Origin of the sequence: Sandaracinobacter sp. (genome assembly GCF_041909755.1) — a bacterium.
Lineage (GTDB): Bacteria > Pseudomonadota > Alphaproteobacteria > Sphingomonadales > Sphingomonadaceae > Sandaracinobacteroides.
Genome location: NZ_JAYRCW010000069.1, coordinates 1 through 13,279 on the forward strand (window position 1 = coordinate 1; position 13,279 = coordinate 13,279).

A 13,279-nucleotide genomic window follows, 5' to 3' on the forward strand; every position below is an offset into this window, starting at 1 on the left:
CCTGCAGAAGTACAAGTCTCTTCAGGACATCATCGCCATTCTGGGGATGGATGAACTGTCGGAAGAGGACAAGCTGACGGTCGCCCGCGCGCGGAAGATCCAGCGCTTCCTCAGCCAGCCGTTCCACGTCGCCGAAGTGTTCACCGGCCAGCCCGGCGTGTTCGTGCAGCTGGCGGACACGATCAAGGGCTTCAAGGCGATCGCCAACGGCGAATATGATCATCTGCCCGAAGCTGCCTTCTACATGGTCGGCACCATCGAGCAGGCGGTCGAAAAGGCCCAGCGTCTGGCAGCAGAGGCCGCCTGATGGCCGATCTCCACTTCGAACTGGTCTCGCCGGAGCGGCTCGTCCGCTCCGGCCCGGTCCATATGGTCGTCGTCCCCGGTACGGACGGTGATTTCGGCGTTCTCGCCGGTCACGCCCCGATGATGAGCACGATCCGCCCGGGCGAGATCGCGATCTATGCGTCGGCCGGCGCTGCGCCGGAACGCATCCATGTCGAAGGCGGCTTCGCGGAAGTCTCCGAAAAGGGCCTCACCATCCTCGCTGAAAAGCTGGAGCCGGTGACGACCCACTGAGGATCAGGTTTGCCCCGGCCTTGTGCCGGGGCAGCCGGCCACCTGCCCGGCCCTCATGAAGCCGGCTTCTCGAACAGCCAGACGCGCCGGTCCGTCTTGCCCCGCACTGTGGGGTCGAACACCAGCTTCGAGATATCGTCGCCCGGATTCCGCAACAGGTCGGACTGCGTCACCAGCCGGAACCCGGCAGCGGGAAAATCCCGTTCAATGACAGCCGGGTCGATGCGGTGCGTCTTTTCCGCCTCAACCCGTGGGTCGACGCCAGCGCTGCCCACATGATCGACCACCAGCACCCGTCCGCCGGGTTTCGTGGCGGCATACAGGCTCTTCAGGAACTTGGCCGGGTCCGAGCGGGGATAGCCATATTTCTCGCTCTCCCAGTAGAGATCATGATAGGTCAGGTGGAACAGCGTGAGATCCAGCCCGGCGGGAAAGGCCAGGCTGTCGGGCACGCCCTTCACCACCTTCACCTGCGGGGCGGCCGAAATGGTCGCTTCCCACCCGGCCGCAACCTTCGCGTCCTTCAGATAGGAATCCGGCACGAAGGCGAACACCGCCCCCTTTGGCCCCACCACGGCGGCAGCCAGGCGGCTGTAATAGCCCCCGCCCGCCATCACGTCGAACACATGATCCCCCGGCTTCAGCCCCGCGAAGCCCAGCATCTCCGCCGGCTTCCGCCCGGCATCCAGCGCCACGTCGGCCGGGGCCCTCCCCGGCGCCGAAACGGCATCGGCCGCCGATATCTGCGCCACGGCGGGGGCCGCCACCATCAGTGCGGCCAGGATCAGATGCTTCATGTCAGTCTCCCTTCCCTCTCGCCCTCGCGGACATGGGCGCGCCCTTCAACGCCCGTTCGATGAACGCCACTCGTCAGCGCCTGCGCCCGAACCGCCAGCGAACCGGCCTTGTTCCATCCGCCAGGCTGATTTCCGCCATCAGCAGGTCGCCATCCCGCCAGTAACGGATTCGCTGCGGATAATCATGCGCCCGGTTTTCGAACGTCACCGATTGCACCCTCACCTCAACAGCGGGGAAGGCGGATGGCGACGCGCCGCCCGGCTGGGCATGGAACACGGGCCGTCCATCCGGCCCGTCGGCAATGCGGGTGAACTCGAAGGACAGCCGCCCGCCGTCCTTGCCGGCGCGGTTCATCCCCAGCATCAGCCCGCCGCGCGGCGGCAGCCAGCTCTCTTCCGTCAGCCCATCGGCGCCAACCTCAACCCAGTCCCCGGCCATCCAGCCCAGGCTGTCGGTCGACTGGGCGGCCGGCGGCGACGCCGCGATGCCCAGCCCCAGAAACAGCCAACGCAGCATCGCGCCCTCCTCCTTCAGTACAGCCGCTTTTCCCGCACCAGCAACGCGGCCTTGCGGTCCGCGCCGCCGCGATAGCCACCGGTTCCGCCCGCCGCCGGCACGACGCGATGGCAGGGAATGGCCAGCAGCAGATCATTGGCGGCGCAGGCGCCTGCCACCGCCCGCACGGCTTTCGGCGCCCCGATCGCCTCGGCAATCTCGGCATAGGTCGCCGTCACGCCCGCGGGTATCCGGCGCAACGCCGCCCATACCCGCTGCTGAAACGCCGTTCCCCTGATGTCCAGCGGCAGATTGCCTGCACGGGCAGGCTCTTCCACCAGCGTCACTACGGCTGAAACGGTCGCGCCGAACGCGGCATCTCCCGTCACGATCTCGGCGCGGGCGAAATCCCGCCTCAGGCCGTCCATCAGCTCCGCTTCCGAACCAAAGGCGATCCGAACGACACCAACATCCGTCGCCGCAACCAGCAGGCACCCAAGCGACGTCATGGCGACGGCCGCGCGGATGCGCTCTCCCAGGCCCTTCGCCCGCACCCGCCGGGGCGCCATCCCCAGCCGTTCCCCGGCCTCCGCATAGGCCCGGCCCGCGCTTTCATAGCCCGCGCCATGGATCGCCTGGGTCACGCTGGAGCCTGCCGTCAGCCCGGCCTGGAGCCGCGCCGCCCGTGCCGCCGCCGCCCATGCGCGCGGGGTCACGCCGGTCTCCGCCTTGAAGCGGCGATGAAAATGGAAAGGGGACAGCCCTGCGGCAGCGGCCATGTCCTCAAGCGACGGCATGGTCTCCGCCTGTTCGATCAGCCGGCACGCCCGCGCGACTGGATCCACCCCGATCTCCCGGGGCCGGCATTTCAGGCAGGCCCGATAGCCGGCGGCTTCCGCGGCATCCGGGCTGGTGAACCAGCGCCGGTTCTCGCGCCGGGCCGTCCGCGCCGGGCAGCTGGGCCGGCAATAGATGCCGGTTGTCACCACGCCGAACCACACGCGCCCGTCCGCCGCCCGGTCGCGCGCTTCCACGGCCAGGTCGCGCCAATCCTGTTCCGTCACGTTCATCGCCATTCCGGATCCTTCCGCATCAGTTTGCGCCCGGATCGTGGCCGGTCAAGCCCGGCGCATGCGCCCCGCTTCTTGCAGTCAATCCCACATCTGCCAGTGTTGACAGGCGCGGCCGCCCGTCCTTTCGTGATCGCGGAAGGGAACCCCATGCGCGACGCCGCAATCGAGATCGCCCCGGGCAGATATCGGGAAAGCCAGGGCCGCTGGTTCGAGGATTTCCGCGTGGGCGACATCTATGAACACCGCCCCGGCCGCACAATCTCAGAGGCGGACAACACATGGTTCACCCTTCTCACCATGAACAGCCACCCGCTGCATTTCGATCATGAATATGCCGCGAAAACCGAGTTCGGCCGCCCGCTCGTCGTCTCCACCCTCACGCTCGCCATCCTCACCGGCATGTCGGTGTCCGATGTCAGCGCCAAGGCCGTCGCCAACCTGGGATGGACGGATATCCGCCTGCCCCACCCCGTTTTCCATGGCGATACGCTGTATGCGGAAAGCGAAGTGACGGAGTTGCGCGACAGCGAAAAGCGCCCCGCGCAGGGCATCGTCACCATCCGTACCACGGGGCGGAACCAGCATGGCGCGGTGATCTGCACCTATCTGCGCACCATGCTGGTGTGGAAACGGGGCCATGGCCCCGACAGCCTCTGAAAGGTCCGCGATGGCCACCGCCACAGCCCCCCGCCCGATCGACCCGGCTTTCGAAGCCCAGCTTCTGGACAGCATCGACCGCTGGACCCAGCGCGAGCTGAAACCGATTGCCAGACGCCATGACATCGACGACGTCTATCCCGAACATCTGATCGACCAGATGCGGGATCTGGGCCTGTTCGGTGCCACGATCGGCCAGCAATGGGGCGGCCTTGGCCTGCCGGCCACCACCTATGTGAAGATCGTCGCCGCCATCTGCCGCGTCTGGATGGCGCCCACGGGCATCTTCAACTCGCACCTGATGCTCGCCCACGCCATCGAGCGCGCCGGAACGCCCGAGCAGAAGGCGAAATGGTTGCCGAAACTCGCCAGCGGCGAACTGCGCGGCGGCCTCGCCCTGACCGAGCCGGATGCCGGCACCGATCTTCAGGGCATCCGCACCACCGCCCGCCGCGACGGCGATCACTATGTGCTGAACGGCCAGAAGACCTGGATCACCAACGCCGTGAATGGCGATGTCGTCGCCCTCCTCGCCCGCACAGACCCGGACGCCCAGCCGCGCCACGCCGGGATGGGCCTGTTCATCGTCGACAAGCCGCGCGAGGGCCTCTCCACTCCAGCCAAGCTGCCCAAGATGGGCTATCGCGCGATCGATACCGGCCCCATCTATCTCGACAATGTCCGCATCCCCGCGGACCAGCTGATCGGCGGGGTGGAAGGCCAGGGCTTCTATCAGGCAACTGGCGGGCTGGAGCTGGGCCGCATCAATGTGGCCGCCCGCGGGGTGGGCATGGCCGAAGGCGCACTCGACCTCGCCACCGCCTACGCCCAGCAGCGCCGCGCCATGGGCAAACCCATTGCCGAGCATCAGGCAATCCAGCTGAAACTGGGCGAAATGGTCACCCGCGCCCGCGCCGCCCGCCTCCTCACGCTGGACGCGGCAGACGCCTATGACCGGGGCGAACGGTGCGACATGGAAGCCGGTATGGCGAAATATTTCGCATCCGAGGCCGCGCGAGACAATGCCGAGGAAGCGATGCGTATCCATGGCGGCAATGGCTTCAGCCAGGATTATGAGGTGGAGCGCTTCTACCGCGACGCCATGCTGCTGATCATCGGGGAAGGCACCAACGAAATGCAGCGCATCATCGTCGCCCGCCAGTGGGTCAAGCGGAACCCGGCCTGATGCATCTGCCGCTGTCGGGTGTCCGCATCCTCTCGGTCGAGGCCTATGGCGCCGGCCCCTATGGCACCATGATGCTGGCCCAGCTGGGCGCCGAGGTGATCAAGATCGAGCCGCCGGGCAGCGGCGACAGCGCGCGCGACACCGGCCCCCATTTCCTCGGCCCGCACGACAGCCTCTTCTTCCAGACGTTCAACCTCAACAAGCGGTCGCTGACGCTGGATCTGAAATCGCCCGCCGGGCGGGATATCCTGCACCGGCTCGTGGCGACGGCCGATGCAGTCACCAACAACGCCCGGGGTGACCAGCCGGCAAAGCTTGGGATCGACTATGCCGCGCTCGGCGCGATCCGGCCCGCCATCGTCTGCGTCCACGCCTCCGCCTATGGCCGCCACAATGAACGCGCCGCATGGCCCGGCTATGACTATCTGATGCAGGCCGAAACGGGCTTCCTCTCCGTCACCGGAGAGCCGGGCCAGCCGCCGACCCGTTTCGGGCTTTCCATGGTCGACTATATGACCGGCCAGATGCTGGCGACGGCGACGCTCGCCGGCCTTCTCGACGCACGCACAACCGGGCTGGGGCGCGACTACGACATCTCCCTGTTCGACGCCGCCCTGCACCAGACCAGCTATCCCGCGACCTGGTATCTGAACCGGGGCGACGTTACCGGCCGGGCGCCGCGATCCGCCCACCCCTCCGTCACACCGTCGCAGCTGTTCCGCACCGCAGACGGCTGGCTGTTCGTGATGGCGCAGCTCCCCAAATTCTGGAGCCGCCTCGTCGAGACCATCGGCGCCCCCAGGCTTGCCGAAGATCCGCGCTTTGCCACCGTCGCCGCCCGCCTCGCCAACCGCGACGCGTTGACCGCCGAACTGGATGGCATCTTCGAAACGGCCCCCACCACCCACTGGCTCAGCCTGCTGGGCGGCGTCTGCCCCGTCGCCCCCGTCAACGACATCCGGCAGGCGCTGGAGAACCCCTTCGCCGTTGCGGAGCAGATGATCGATCAGGTGCCGCATCCGCAGGAGGCCGAATTGCGGATGCTGGCCAATCCGATCCGTCTGGATGGCCGGCGGCTGCCGGCGCGTGCCGCGCCGCAACTGGGGGAAGACACGCAGGCCCTGCTGCGGGACCTGGGCTATTCCGACGCCGAGATCACAGGTTTCACGGCCTCGGGAACGGTCTGATCCGTCGCATTGTGTCAAATCGGCAACAGGATTTGCGGTAAATCCAACCGGACCGAAACATGACACTTTCCTGACAGGCGCGCCTGCCCCATCCCTCGTTCATCTGACAGACAGATTCGGGGAAAATCCATGCGTTCACTCCTTCTGCTCGGCGCCTCGCTGGCCGCCGTCGCGTCCGCGCCCGCATTCGCCCAGGCCGCACCCGCCACCGCCGCTGCGGAAGGCGCCACCGCCGACGAAATGATCGTCGTCACGGGTTCGCGGATCGCGCGCCCGAATCTCGATTCCGCGGTGCCGATTTCCACCATCACCGCGCAGGAACTGCGGGAAACCGGCGAAGTGTCGCTGGGCGACACGCTGAACCTGATGCCGCAGTTCCGCCCCACCTACAGCACGCAGAATTCCGGCCGCTTCATCGGCACCGCCGGCATCAGCGCGCTGGATCTGCGCGGTATGGGCACGTCCCGAACGCTGGTGCTGCAGAACGGTCGCCGCCATGTCTCGTCCCAGCCGGGCCAGCAGACGGTCGATGTGAACACGATCCCGTCGGAACTGGTTGAGCGCGTCGATGTCGTGACTGGCGGCAACTCCGCCCTCTATGGCTCCGACGCCGTTGCCGGGGTCGTCAACTTCATCACCAAGCGGGATTATGAAGGGCTGGAAATCCGGGCACAGTCCGGTGTGTCCTCGCGCTTCGATCGCGGAAACTATTACCTCAGCGTCACGGCCGGGAAGAACTTCGCCGACGGCCGCGGCAATATCGCCGCGAATGTCGGGATCAGCTCGGCACCGCCCCTGTTCTTCTCCGACCGCGACGGGCAGACGGGCGCCTTTTCCGGCCGCCGCCAGTTCCAGCTGACAGAGAACACCACCTTCTCCGGCCTGAACAACACGGCGGAGCCGGCGGCCGGCAACGGCATTTCCGATACGACGCTGCTGTCCGGCATCAAGAATGCCGGCATTTCCACCGGCGGCGCCATCACCTCCGTCTGCACCGGCTCGGCAGACCGTCGGGCTCTCAACTGCTCGGGTGTGCTGTCGCCCACGTCACGTAATGCAGACGGCACGCTGAACTACACCGAGCTTGGCAACATCTTCGTGTTCGCGCCGGATGGCACGCTGGTGAAGAACACGGGCACGATGGATTTCCGCCCCTATGGCTCGGGCAACTTCCAGGGCGGGTCCGGCTCCACGCTGCGCGAAACCGGCCTTCTCCAGGTCGGCCAGACGAACTACACCGGCAACCTGCTCGCATCCTATGAGTTCAGCGATGCCGCCCGCGTCTTCTTCGAGGGCAAGTTCGTCCGCTCGGAAGCGATCCAGGAAGGGCAGCCGACCTTCTCCTCAGGCGCGCTGAACCCCACCTTCTCCATCAACAACCCCTTCCTCACCCCGCAGGCCCGCGCCCTGCTGGTGCAGAGCCTGGCGCCCGGCGCCACCGGCTTCACCATGCAGCGCTTCAACATCGATTTCGGCGGCCGGGGCGAAAACCACCAGCGCGATGTCTATCGCATCGTGACAGGCCTTGAGGGCAACTTCCTCGACACCTGGCGCTACGAAGTGTCGCTGAACTACGGCCACGCGGACACCTTCTACCGCACGCGCGGAAACGTGAACCTCGCGAACTTCACCCGTTCGGTGAATGCCGTGCTGAACAGCGCCAACCAGATCGTCTGCGCCGTGAATGCGGATGCCAACCCCGCCAACGACGACCCGGCCTGTGTGCCGATCAACCTGTTCGGGATCGGTAAGCCTTCGCCCGCGGCGCTGAACTACATCGTTCATGAATCCACCCGGAAGCAGTGGGCCGAACAGTTCAACGCGCTTGCCTTCATGTCGGGCGATTCCGGCAAATGGTTCGAGCTGCCGGGCGGCCCCATCGGCTTTGCGCTGGGCGCCGAATACCGGCAGGAAAACAGCTTCTCCGCCTATGATCCGTTCACGGCCGGCGGCGGAACCTTCCTGAACGCCATCGCCACCTTTGATCCGCCGAAGCTGGAAGTCTGGGACGGGTTCGGCGAAATCCGCCTGCCGATCCTGGCGGACATGCCCTTCTTCCATGAACTGTCGCTGGAAGGCGCGGCCCGCGTGTCCAACTACAATGTTGGCAACACCGGCACGGTCTGGGCCTATAACATCGGCGCCATCTGGGCCCCGGTGCCGGATGCCCGCTTCCGTGCCAGCTATGCCAAGGCCGTCCGCGCGCCGACCCAGACGGATCTGTTCGGATCGACGGCGCAGACCTTCCTGAACGGCCTGATCGACCCCTGCGGCCAGCAGAACATCAACGCCAACCCGAACCGGGTGGCGAACTGCGCGGCCGCCGGCGTGCCGACCACGCAAACCTTCGCGGTGGGCGGCACCACCACCACCGAGCCCTTCACCAACCGTCCTGCTTCCGGGATCGTCGGCCTGTCGGGCGGCAACCCGGAGCTGGAAGAAGAGCGTTCGACCAGCTGGACTGTCGGCGGCGTGTTCCAGCCGCGCTGGGTGCCCGGCCTGACGCTCTCTGTCGATTACTACAACATCGACATCGACAATGTGATCGTCACCATCGGCGCACAGACCATCATCAACCAGTGCTACGACAGCCCCGACGGCATCGACAACCAGTTCTGCAAGGCGATCACGCGGAATCCGAACGGCACCTTCGCGGGCCAGCAGAACGTCCTGCACGGGGGCGGTCAGGCGAACTTCGCCACCACCGGCAACTCCTTCCTGCAAGGGCCGTTCAACTATGCGCGGCAGACGACGGAGGGCGTGGACTTCGACCTGGCCTATACCTACCCCAGCCAGGGCGACTGGCGCCTGTCGGCCCGCGCCACGGTTGCCTGGCTGCTCGGGCGTGACCAGTTCACCTCGGTCACCGAACCCAATCGCCGCACCCGCATCAAGGGCACGCTCGGCGATCCGGAATGGAACGCCCGCCTGAACATGACGCTGGGCTACAAGGCGATCGATTTCGTCTGGACGCTGCGCTACATCGACAAGATGACGATCTCGCCGAACTACGGCACCATGCTCTCCGAGCAGGATCGTCCGCCGACGAACGCCGACAACTTCCCGAAGGTCTGGTACCCAACCTACACCTACCACGACTTCCGCATCGACGGGAAAATCGGCGACCACTCACTGTTCGTGGGCGTGGACAACGCCTTCGATGCGCTGCCGCCCTACGACCTGCTCGGCACCGAAGCCGGCGCGCCCTACACCAACACGGGCCGCTTCTTCTATGTTGGCGCCCAGCTGAAGTTCTAGGCGACAGCCCGGTGAACAGGGAAAGGGCGGGGCATGTGCCCCGCCCTTTTCATTTGCGCGCCACTTGGCACGCAGCCGTTCGGCTCCACCCTCCCCACCCCTACAGGTGGCGAACGCGCCGGCATGTGGCATCGCAGCATCCAAGAGGAGACACTGACATGCTCGATATCAGCCGCCGCACCGCCTTCAACGAGGATCACAACGCCTTCCGCGATCAGGTTCGCAAATTCTTCGACAAGCACCTCGTCCCCAACCTCGACCGGTGGGAAGAGGACGGCCTCGTCGATCGCCAGTTCTGGCTCGCGGCCGGCGAAGCCGGGCTGCTGTGCCCCACCATCCCCGAAGAGTTCGGCGGCCTCGGCCTCGATTTCGGCTACAACGCCGTCATCGACGAGGAACTGGCCTATCTCGGCTCGTCGGCAGGCATCACGCTCCAGTCGGACATCGTCGCGGATTACATCGTCAACTATGGCTCGGATGAGCAGAAGGCGAAATATCTGCCGAAGATGATCTCTGGCGAGTGCATCACCGCCATCGCCATGACGGAACCCGGTGCCGGATCAGACCTTCAGGGCGTGCGCACCACCGCCCGCCGGGATGGGAACCACTATGTGATCAACGGTTCCAAAACCTACATCACCAACGGCCAGAACTGCGACATGGTGATCGTCGTCGCAAAGACGAACCCTGAGGCAGGCTCCAAGGGCACCAGCCTCATCATCGTCGATACCGGCACGCCGGGCTTTTCCAAGGGCCGCAACCTCGACAAGATCGGCCAGAATTCGGCCGACACGTCCGAGCTGTTCTTCGAGGATTGCCGCGTTCCGATCACCAACTGCCTGGGTGCCGAAAACCAGGGCTTCATCTATCTGATGAGCCAGCTGCCGCAGGAGCGCCTCTCCATCGCGGTGGGCGCCATGGGCGGGGCCCAGCGCGCCTTCGACGAAGCGGTGAACTTCGTCCGCGACCGCAAGGCGTTCGGCAAGCCGATCCTCGATTTCCAGAACACGCGCTTCGTGCTCGCAGACCTGAAATCGAAGCTGCAAGTGGGCTGGGCGCACCTCGACGTCTGCCTGAAGAAGCACATGGCCGGCGAACTCGATGCCTATGAAGGCGCGGCCGCCAAGCTGTGGCACACCGAGCTGCAGTGGGAAATCTGCGACAAGGCCCTGCAGCTGCACGGCGGCGCGGGTTACATGAACGAATATCCGATCGCCCGCCTGTGGCGCGACGCGCGGGTGCAGCGCATCTATGGCGGCACCAGCGAGATCATGAAGGAACTGATCGGCCGCAGCATCTGACGAACGTGGGCGGGGGGCCTGCGCCCCCTGCCCTCATTCGCCGGCCAGAAGATCCCGCACGAAACCGGCCAGCCCGCGCTGGCGTTCCCGCCGCAGCCGCTCGGTCGTCAGGATGGATCGGATCTCGTGCAGGCACTGGCCGGGATCATCGTTCACCAGGATATAATCATATTCCGCCCAGTGGCTGATCTCGTCGGCCGCGCGGCTCATCCGCTGGGTGATCACATCCTCGCTGTCTGCCGCCCGCGTCCTGAGGCGCGATTCCAGTTCCTCCAGGCTGGGCGGCAGCAGGAAGATCGAAACCAGGTCGCCCCCCGCCTGGCTCTGCCGAAGCTGCTGGGTGCCCTGCCAGTCGATGTCGAACAGGATATCCCGGCCCTCGCTCAACGCCGTCTCCACCGGGCCGCGCGGCGTGCCATAGCGGTTGCCGAACACGGTTGCCCATTCCAGGAACTGCCCGGTCTGCACCATGTGGTCGAACTGGTCCTGGCTCACGAACTGATAGTCATGGCCATCGATCTCGCCCGTGCGCGGCTTGCGCGTCGTCGCCGAAACCGACAGCGAGATCTGCGGATCGGTCGCCAGAAGGCGCTTGGTCATGGTGGTCTTTCCCGCACCGGACGGGCTGGAAAGAACGAGCATCAGCCCGCGGCGGGCACCGGGAATCGACATGGCAAGCGACTAGAACATGCCGGCCGCTTAGGGAAGCGCTTGCCCCGATGTCTGCCGTCAGCTCTGGCGGATCATCGGCTCTCCGGACAGGCTCAACCGCTGCGCCTGCCCGTTCACCGTCGCATCGAACCAGGCGCGTTCGGCCGAAAGTTCCGGGTCGGTGAACCGCCAGCTGCCATCGGCATGCGGCGCCAGTTCGCCAAAGCCTTCCACCAGCAGTTTTTGGCCCCGTGCCAGCACAACCACCGAACCCACCCACGGATCGTTCGACATGTAGCGCCCCGCCAGCGCCGCCAGCTTCGGGTCGCTCGGCTGCTGCGGCACCGCGGCATCGCGCCCCAGCAGGGCGCTGCCCCACCAAAGCCGTTCTGCCCGGCCCCTTTCCCCTTCAAAATCCAGCCGGTCCGTCGGGATATGGGGATAGTCGGTCCGGAAACTGCGCGGGCCATCGGGCCGCAGACGTGCCGTCCTGCCGGCCGTTGAAACCACAAGCCCGCCTGCGCGCGCCTCGATCGTCATGGCAACTCCGTCGGGCCACACCCAGCGCCCGGTGAAATTGCCCGGCTCGGCAACGGGCGGCAGCGCCGCCGCCTCCGGCGCATCCGGCAGCGCCGTCCCCGCCGCCAGCGCACGGATCAGCCGCACGCCATAGGCCGTCACGCGGCGCGGCCGGTATCCGTCGAAGCCGGTGAAGTTCACGCTGGCGAAGCAGCCGCCGCCCTGGCCGGCGTCCACCGTCATCGCGGACGAAAAGGTGATCATCCCGCCCGTGTGATGCAGAACCGGCCCGTCGTCGATGGCGAAGCCGGCCAGCCCCATCGCATATTTCGCATCCGCCCCGAAATCCGGGGCCGCCACCGCCGGAGACGTGAACCGCCGCGCCGACGCCGCAGACAGCAGCGGCTGCGGCGCCCCCGTCGCGCAGGCGCTGATGAAGCGCATCCATTTCGCCATGTCGCCCGGCGTGGCGGCAACGGATCCTGCCGCCCGCTCGATATCCACCCAGCTTCCTTCAACCAGCCGGTCCCCCGGGAACCAGGCGCGGTCCGATTTCAGGGGCCCATACCCGCTGGCGAACAGGGCGCGATCCCTGGTGCGGATCACCGGTTCCGAAGCCTCCATGCCCAACGGCGCAAACACCAGCTGCCGCATGGCCGTGGGGAAGGCCATCCCGGTCGCCCGCTGGATCAGCAGGGCCAGCATGTCGTAGCCGCTGTTGGAATAATGGAAGTGCGCCCCCGGAACCGTGCCCGACCACAGCTTCCCGCCCGTTTCATGCGGGAACGGCGGCGCATTGCCGGGAAAGCCCGCAACATGGTTGATGACATGCGCCGTCGTCACGCGTGCATCTTCCACCGGAAGGTCGGGCGCGAAGGACAGGATCGGCCGGTCCAGGTCGATTTTTCCCTGATCCGCCAGCCGCAGCAGCGCCACTGCCACGAAACTCTTGGAGATCGAGCCGATCTGAAACAGCTGCGCCGTGGTAACGGCCGTGCGCACATCCAGATTGGCGAATCCGATGCCCGCCGTCGCCACTTCGCCGTTCACGCCCAGCAGGCTCAGGCTCAACCCCGGAAACCCCCAGGCTTCGATTTCGGAGCGCGCGAACGCCACCAGCCGCTCGAAGGCCGCCCGAAAGGCCGGGCTCGCGCTGTCCGCCCCAACCTGCACCGGCAGGCCCGCCGCCAGTACCGGCCGCGCCAGTACCATCCCCCCGGCCAGCGCGCCGGCCGCCAGCAGCCCCCGCCTTGCGATGTCCATGCACCTACCCCCCAGTTGTCATCGTCTCCGGCCGCACCAGTCGCCTGAACTGCGCCTCCGTCACAAGGCCCAGCTTCAATCCTGCCTCCAGCAGCGTCACGCCCTCCTTGTGCGCCAGCTTGGCGATCTCGGCCGCCTTGTCATATCCGATCTCCGGCGCCAGCGCCGTCACCAGCATCAGCGACCGCTCCAGCAGCTCTGCAATCCGGGGCCGGTTCGGCTCCAGCCCGTCCACGCACCGTTCCGCGAAACTCGCCATGCCAACCGCCAGCAGGTCGATGGCGCGCAGCACATTGGCCCCGATCAGCGGCT

General features: G+C 66.5%; 11 protein-coding genes and 2 pseudogenes. 7 read left to right on the forward strand and 6 right to left on the reverse strand.

Features of this window, described 5'->3' with window-relative positions:
* Both ACE3O8_RS09830 and ACE3O8_RS09835 read left to right on the forward strand, forming a co-directional pair.
* A pseudogene (locus ACE3O8_RS09830) lies at positions 1–307 on the forward strand (F0F1 ATP synthase subunit beta); the annotation flags it as partial.
* A complete protein-coding gene (locus ACE3O8_RS09835) occupies positions 307–579 on the forward strand; it encodes an ATP synthase F1 subunit epsilon (protein ID WP_374389256.1) in 273 nt (90 codons plus the stop codon). The pseudogene ACE3O8_RS09830 and the gene ACE3O8_RS09835, both read left to right, overlap by 1 nt.
* 53 nt (positions 580–632) lie before the next feature.
* Here the strand turns inward: ACE3O8_RS09835 and ACE3O8_RS09840 are convergent, their stop codons facing one another.
* The 3 genes from ACE3O8_RS09840 to ada form a co-directional block, all read right to left on the reverse strand.
* Complete coding sequence (locus tag ACE3O8_RS09840; RefSeq protein WP_374389258.1) at positions 633–1,376, reverse strand: class I SAM-dependent methyltransferase; 744 nt, start codon at positions 1,374–1,376, stop codon at positions 633–635.
* Positions 1,377–1,449: 73 nt separating this feature from the next.
* Positions 1,450–1,893, reverse strand: coding sequence for a DUF6265 family protein (locus tag ACE3O8_RS09845; protein ID WP_374389260.1), 444 nt, complete (start codon positions 1,891–1,893; stop codon positions 1,450–1,452).
* Between the two features lie 14 nt (positions 1,894–1,907).
* Positions 1,908–2,948, reverse strand: a complete 1,041-nt coding sequence (ada, locus tag ACE3O8_RS09850; RefSeq protein ID WP_374389262.1) for a bifunctional DNA-binding transcriptional regulator/O6-methylguanine-DNA methyltransferase Ada — start codon at positions 2,946–2,948, stop codon at positions 1,908–1,910.
* Positions 2,949–3,092: 144 nt separating this feature from the next.
* Between ada and ACE3O8_RS09855 the strand changes: the two genes are divergently transcribed.
* From ACE3O8_RS09855 to ACE3O8_RS09875, 5 genes are all read left to right on the forward strand, one after another.
* Positions 3,093–3,602 carry a MaoC family dehydratase gene (locus ACE3O8_RS09855; RefSeq protein ID WP_374389264.1) on the forward strand — a complete coding sequence of 170 codons (510 nt, stop codon included), beginning with the start codon at positions 3,093–3,095 and terminating at the stop codon, positions 3,600–3,602.
* Positions 3,603–3,612: 10 nt separating this feature from the next.
* Positions 3,613–4,788 (forward strand): acyl-CoA dehydrogenase family protein, encoded by a 1,176-nt coding sequence (locus ACE3O8_RS09860; RefSeq protein WP_374389266.1) that lies wholly within the window; start codon positions 3,613–3,615, stop codon positions 4,786–4,788.
* Complete coding sequence (locus ACE3O8_RS09865; protein WP_374389267.1) at positions 4,764–5,975, forward strand: CaiB/BaiF CoA transferase family protein; 1,212 nt, start codon at positions 4,764–4,766, stop codon at positions 5,973–5,975. Before ACE3O8_RS09860 ends, ACE3O8_RS09865 begins: the two co-directional genes overlap by 25 nt.
* A gap of 129 nt (positions 5,976–6,104) precedes the next feature.
* Positions 6,105–9,233, forward strand: coding sequence for a TonB-dependent receptor domain-containing protein (locus tag ACE3O8_RS09870; RefSeq protein WP_374389269.1), 3,129 nt, complete (start codon positions 6,105–6,107; stop codon positions 9,231–9,233).
* 158 nt (positions 9,234–9,391) lie between these two features.
* Entirely contained in the window at positions 9,392–10,534 is a 1,143-nt protein-coding gene (locus tag ACE3O8_RS09875; RefSeq protein ID WP_374389271.1) for an acyl-CoA dehydrogenase family protein, read from the forward strand.
* A 33-nt stretch (positions 10,535–10,567) separates the two neighbouring features.
* On the opposite strand, the gene gmk is transcribed toward ACE3O8_RS09875, so the two are convergent.
* From gmk to ACE3O8_RS09890, 3 genes and pseudogenes are all read right to left on the reverse strand, one after another.
* A complete protein-coding gene (gene gmk / locus ACE3O8_RS09880; protein ID WP_374389273.1) occupies positions 10,568–11,206 on the reverse strand; it encodes a guanylate kinase in 639 nt (212 codons plus the stop codon).
* Positions 11,207–11,263: 57 nt separating this feature from the next.
* The gene (locus tag ACE3O8_RS09885) at positions 11,264–12,967 is read right to left on the reverse strand and encodes a serine hydrolase domain-containing protein (RefSeq protein WP_374389275.1); all 1,704 of its coding nucleotides are present in this window, start codon (positions 12,965–12,967) and stop codon (positions 11,264–11,266) included.
* 4 nt (positions 12,968–12,971) lie between these two features.
* A pseudogene (locus ACE3O8_RS09890) lies at positions 12,972–13,279 on the reverse strand (class II fumarate hydratase); the annotation flags it as partial.

What these genes read in the sequence shown, in the direction of transcription:
- gmk (WP_374389273.1), bottom strand. Translation starts at nt 11,206, where the DNA reads ATGTCGATTCCCGGTGCCCGCCGCGGGCTGATGCTCGTTCTTTCCAGC.
- ada (WP_374389262.1), bottom strand. Translation starts at nt 2,948, where the DNA reads ATGGCGATGAACGTGACGGAACAGGATTGGCGCGACCTGGCCGTGGAA.
- ACE3O8_RS09845 (WP_374389260.1), bottom strand. Translation starts at nt 1,893, where the DNA reads ATGCTGCGTTGGCTGTTTCTGGGGCTGGGCATCGCGGCGTCGCCGCCG.
- ACE3O8_RS09860 (WP_374389266.1), top strand. Translation starts at nt 3,613, where the DNA reads ATGGCCACCGCCACAGCCCCCCGCCCGATCGACCCGGCTTTCGAAGCC.
- ACE3O8_RS09840 (WP_374389258.1), bottom strand. Translation starts at nt 1,376, where the DNA reads ATGAAGCATCTGATCCTGGCCGCACTGATGGTGGCGGCCCCCGCCGTG.
- ACE3O8_RS09835 (WP_374389256.1), top strand. Translation starts at nt 307, where the DNA reads ATGGCCGATCTCCACTTCGAACTGGTCTCGCCGGAGCGGCTCGTCCGC.
- ACE3O8_RS09870 (WP_374389269.1), top strand. Translation starts at nt 6,105, where the DNA reads ATGCGTTCACTCCTTCTGCTCGGCGCCTCGCTGGCCGCCGTCGCGTCC.
- ACE3O8_RS09855 (WP_374389264.1), top strand. Translation starts at nt 3,093, where the DNA reads ATGCGCGACGCCGCAATCGAGATCGCCCCGGGCAGATATCGGGAAAGC.
- ACE3O8_RS09875 (WP_374389271.1), top strand. Translation starts at nt 9,392, where the DNA reads ATGCTCGATATCAGCCGCCGCACCGCCTTCAACGAGGATCACAACGCC.
- ACE3O8_RS09885 (WP_374389275.1), bottom strand. Translation starts at nt 12,967, where the DNA reads ATGGACATCGCAAGGCGGGGGCTGCTGGCGGCCGGCGCGCTGGCCGGG.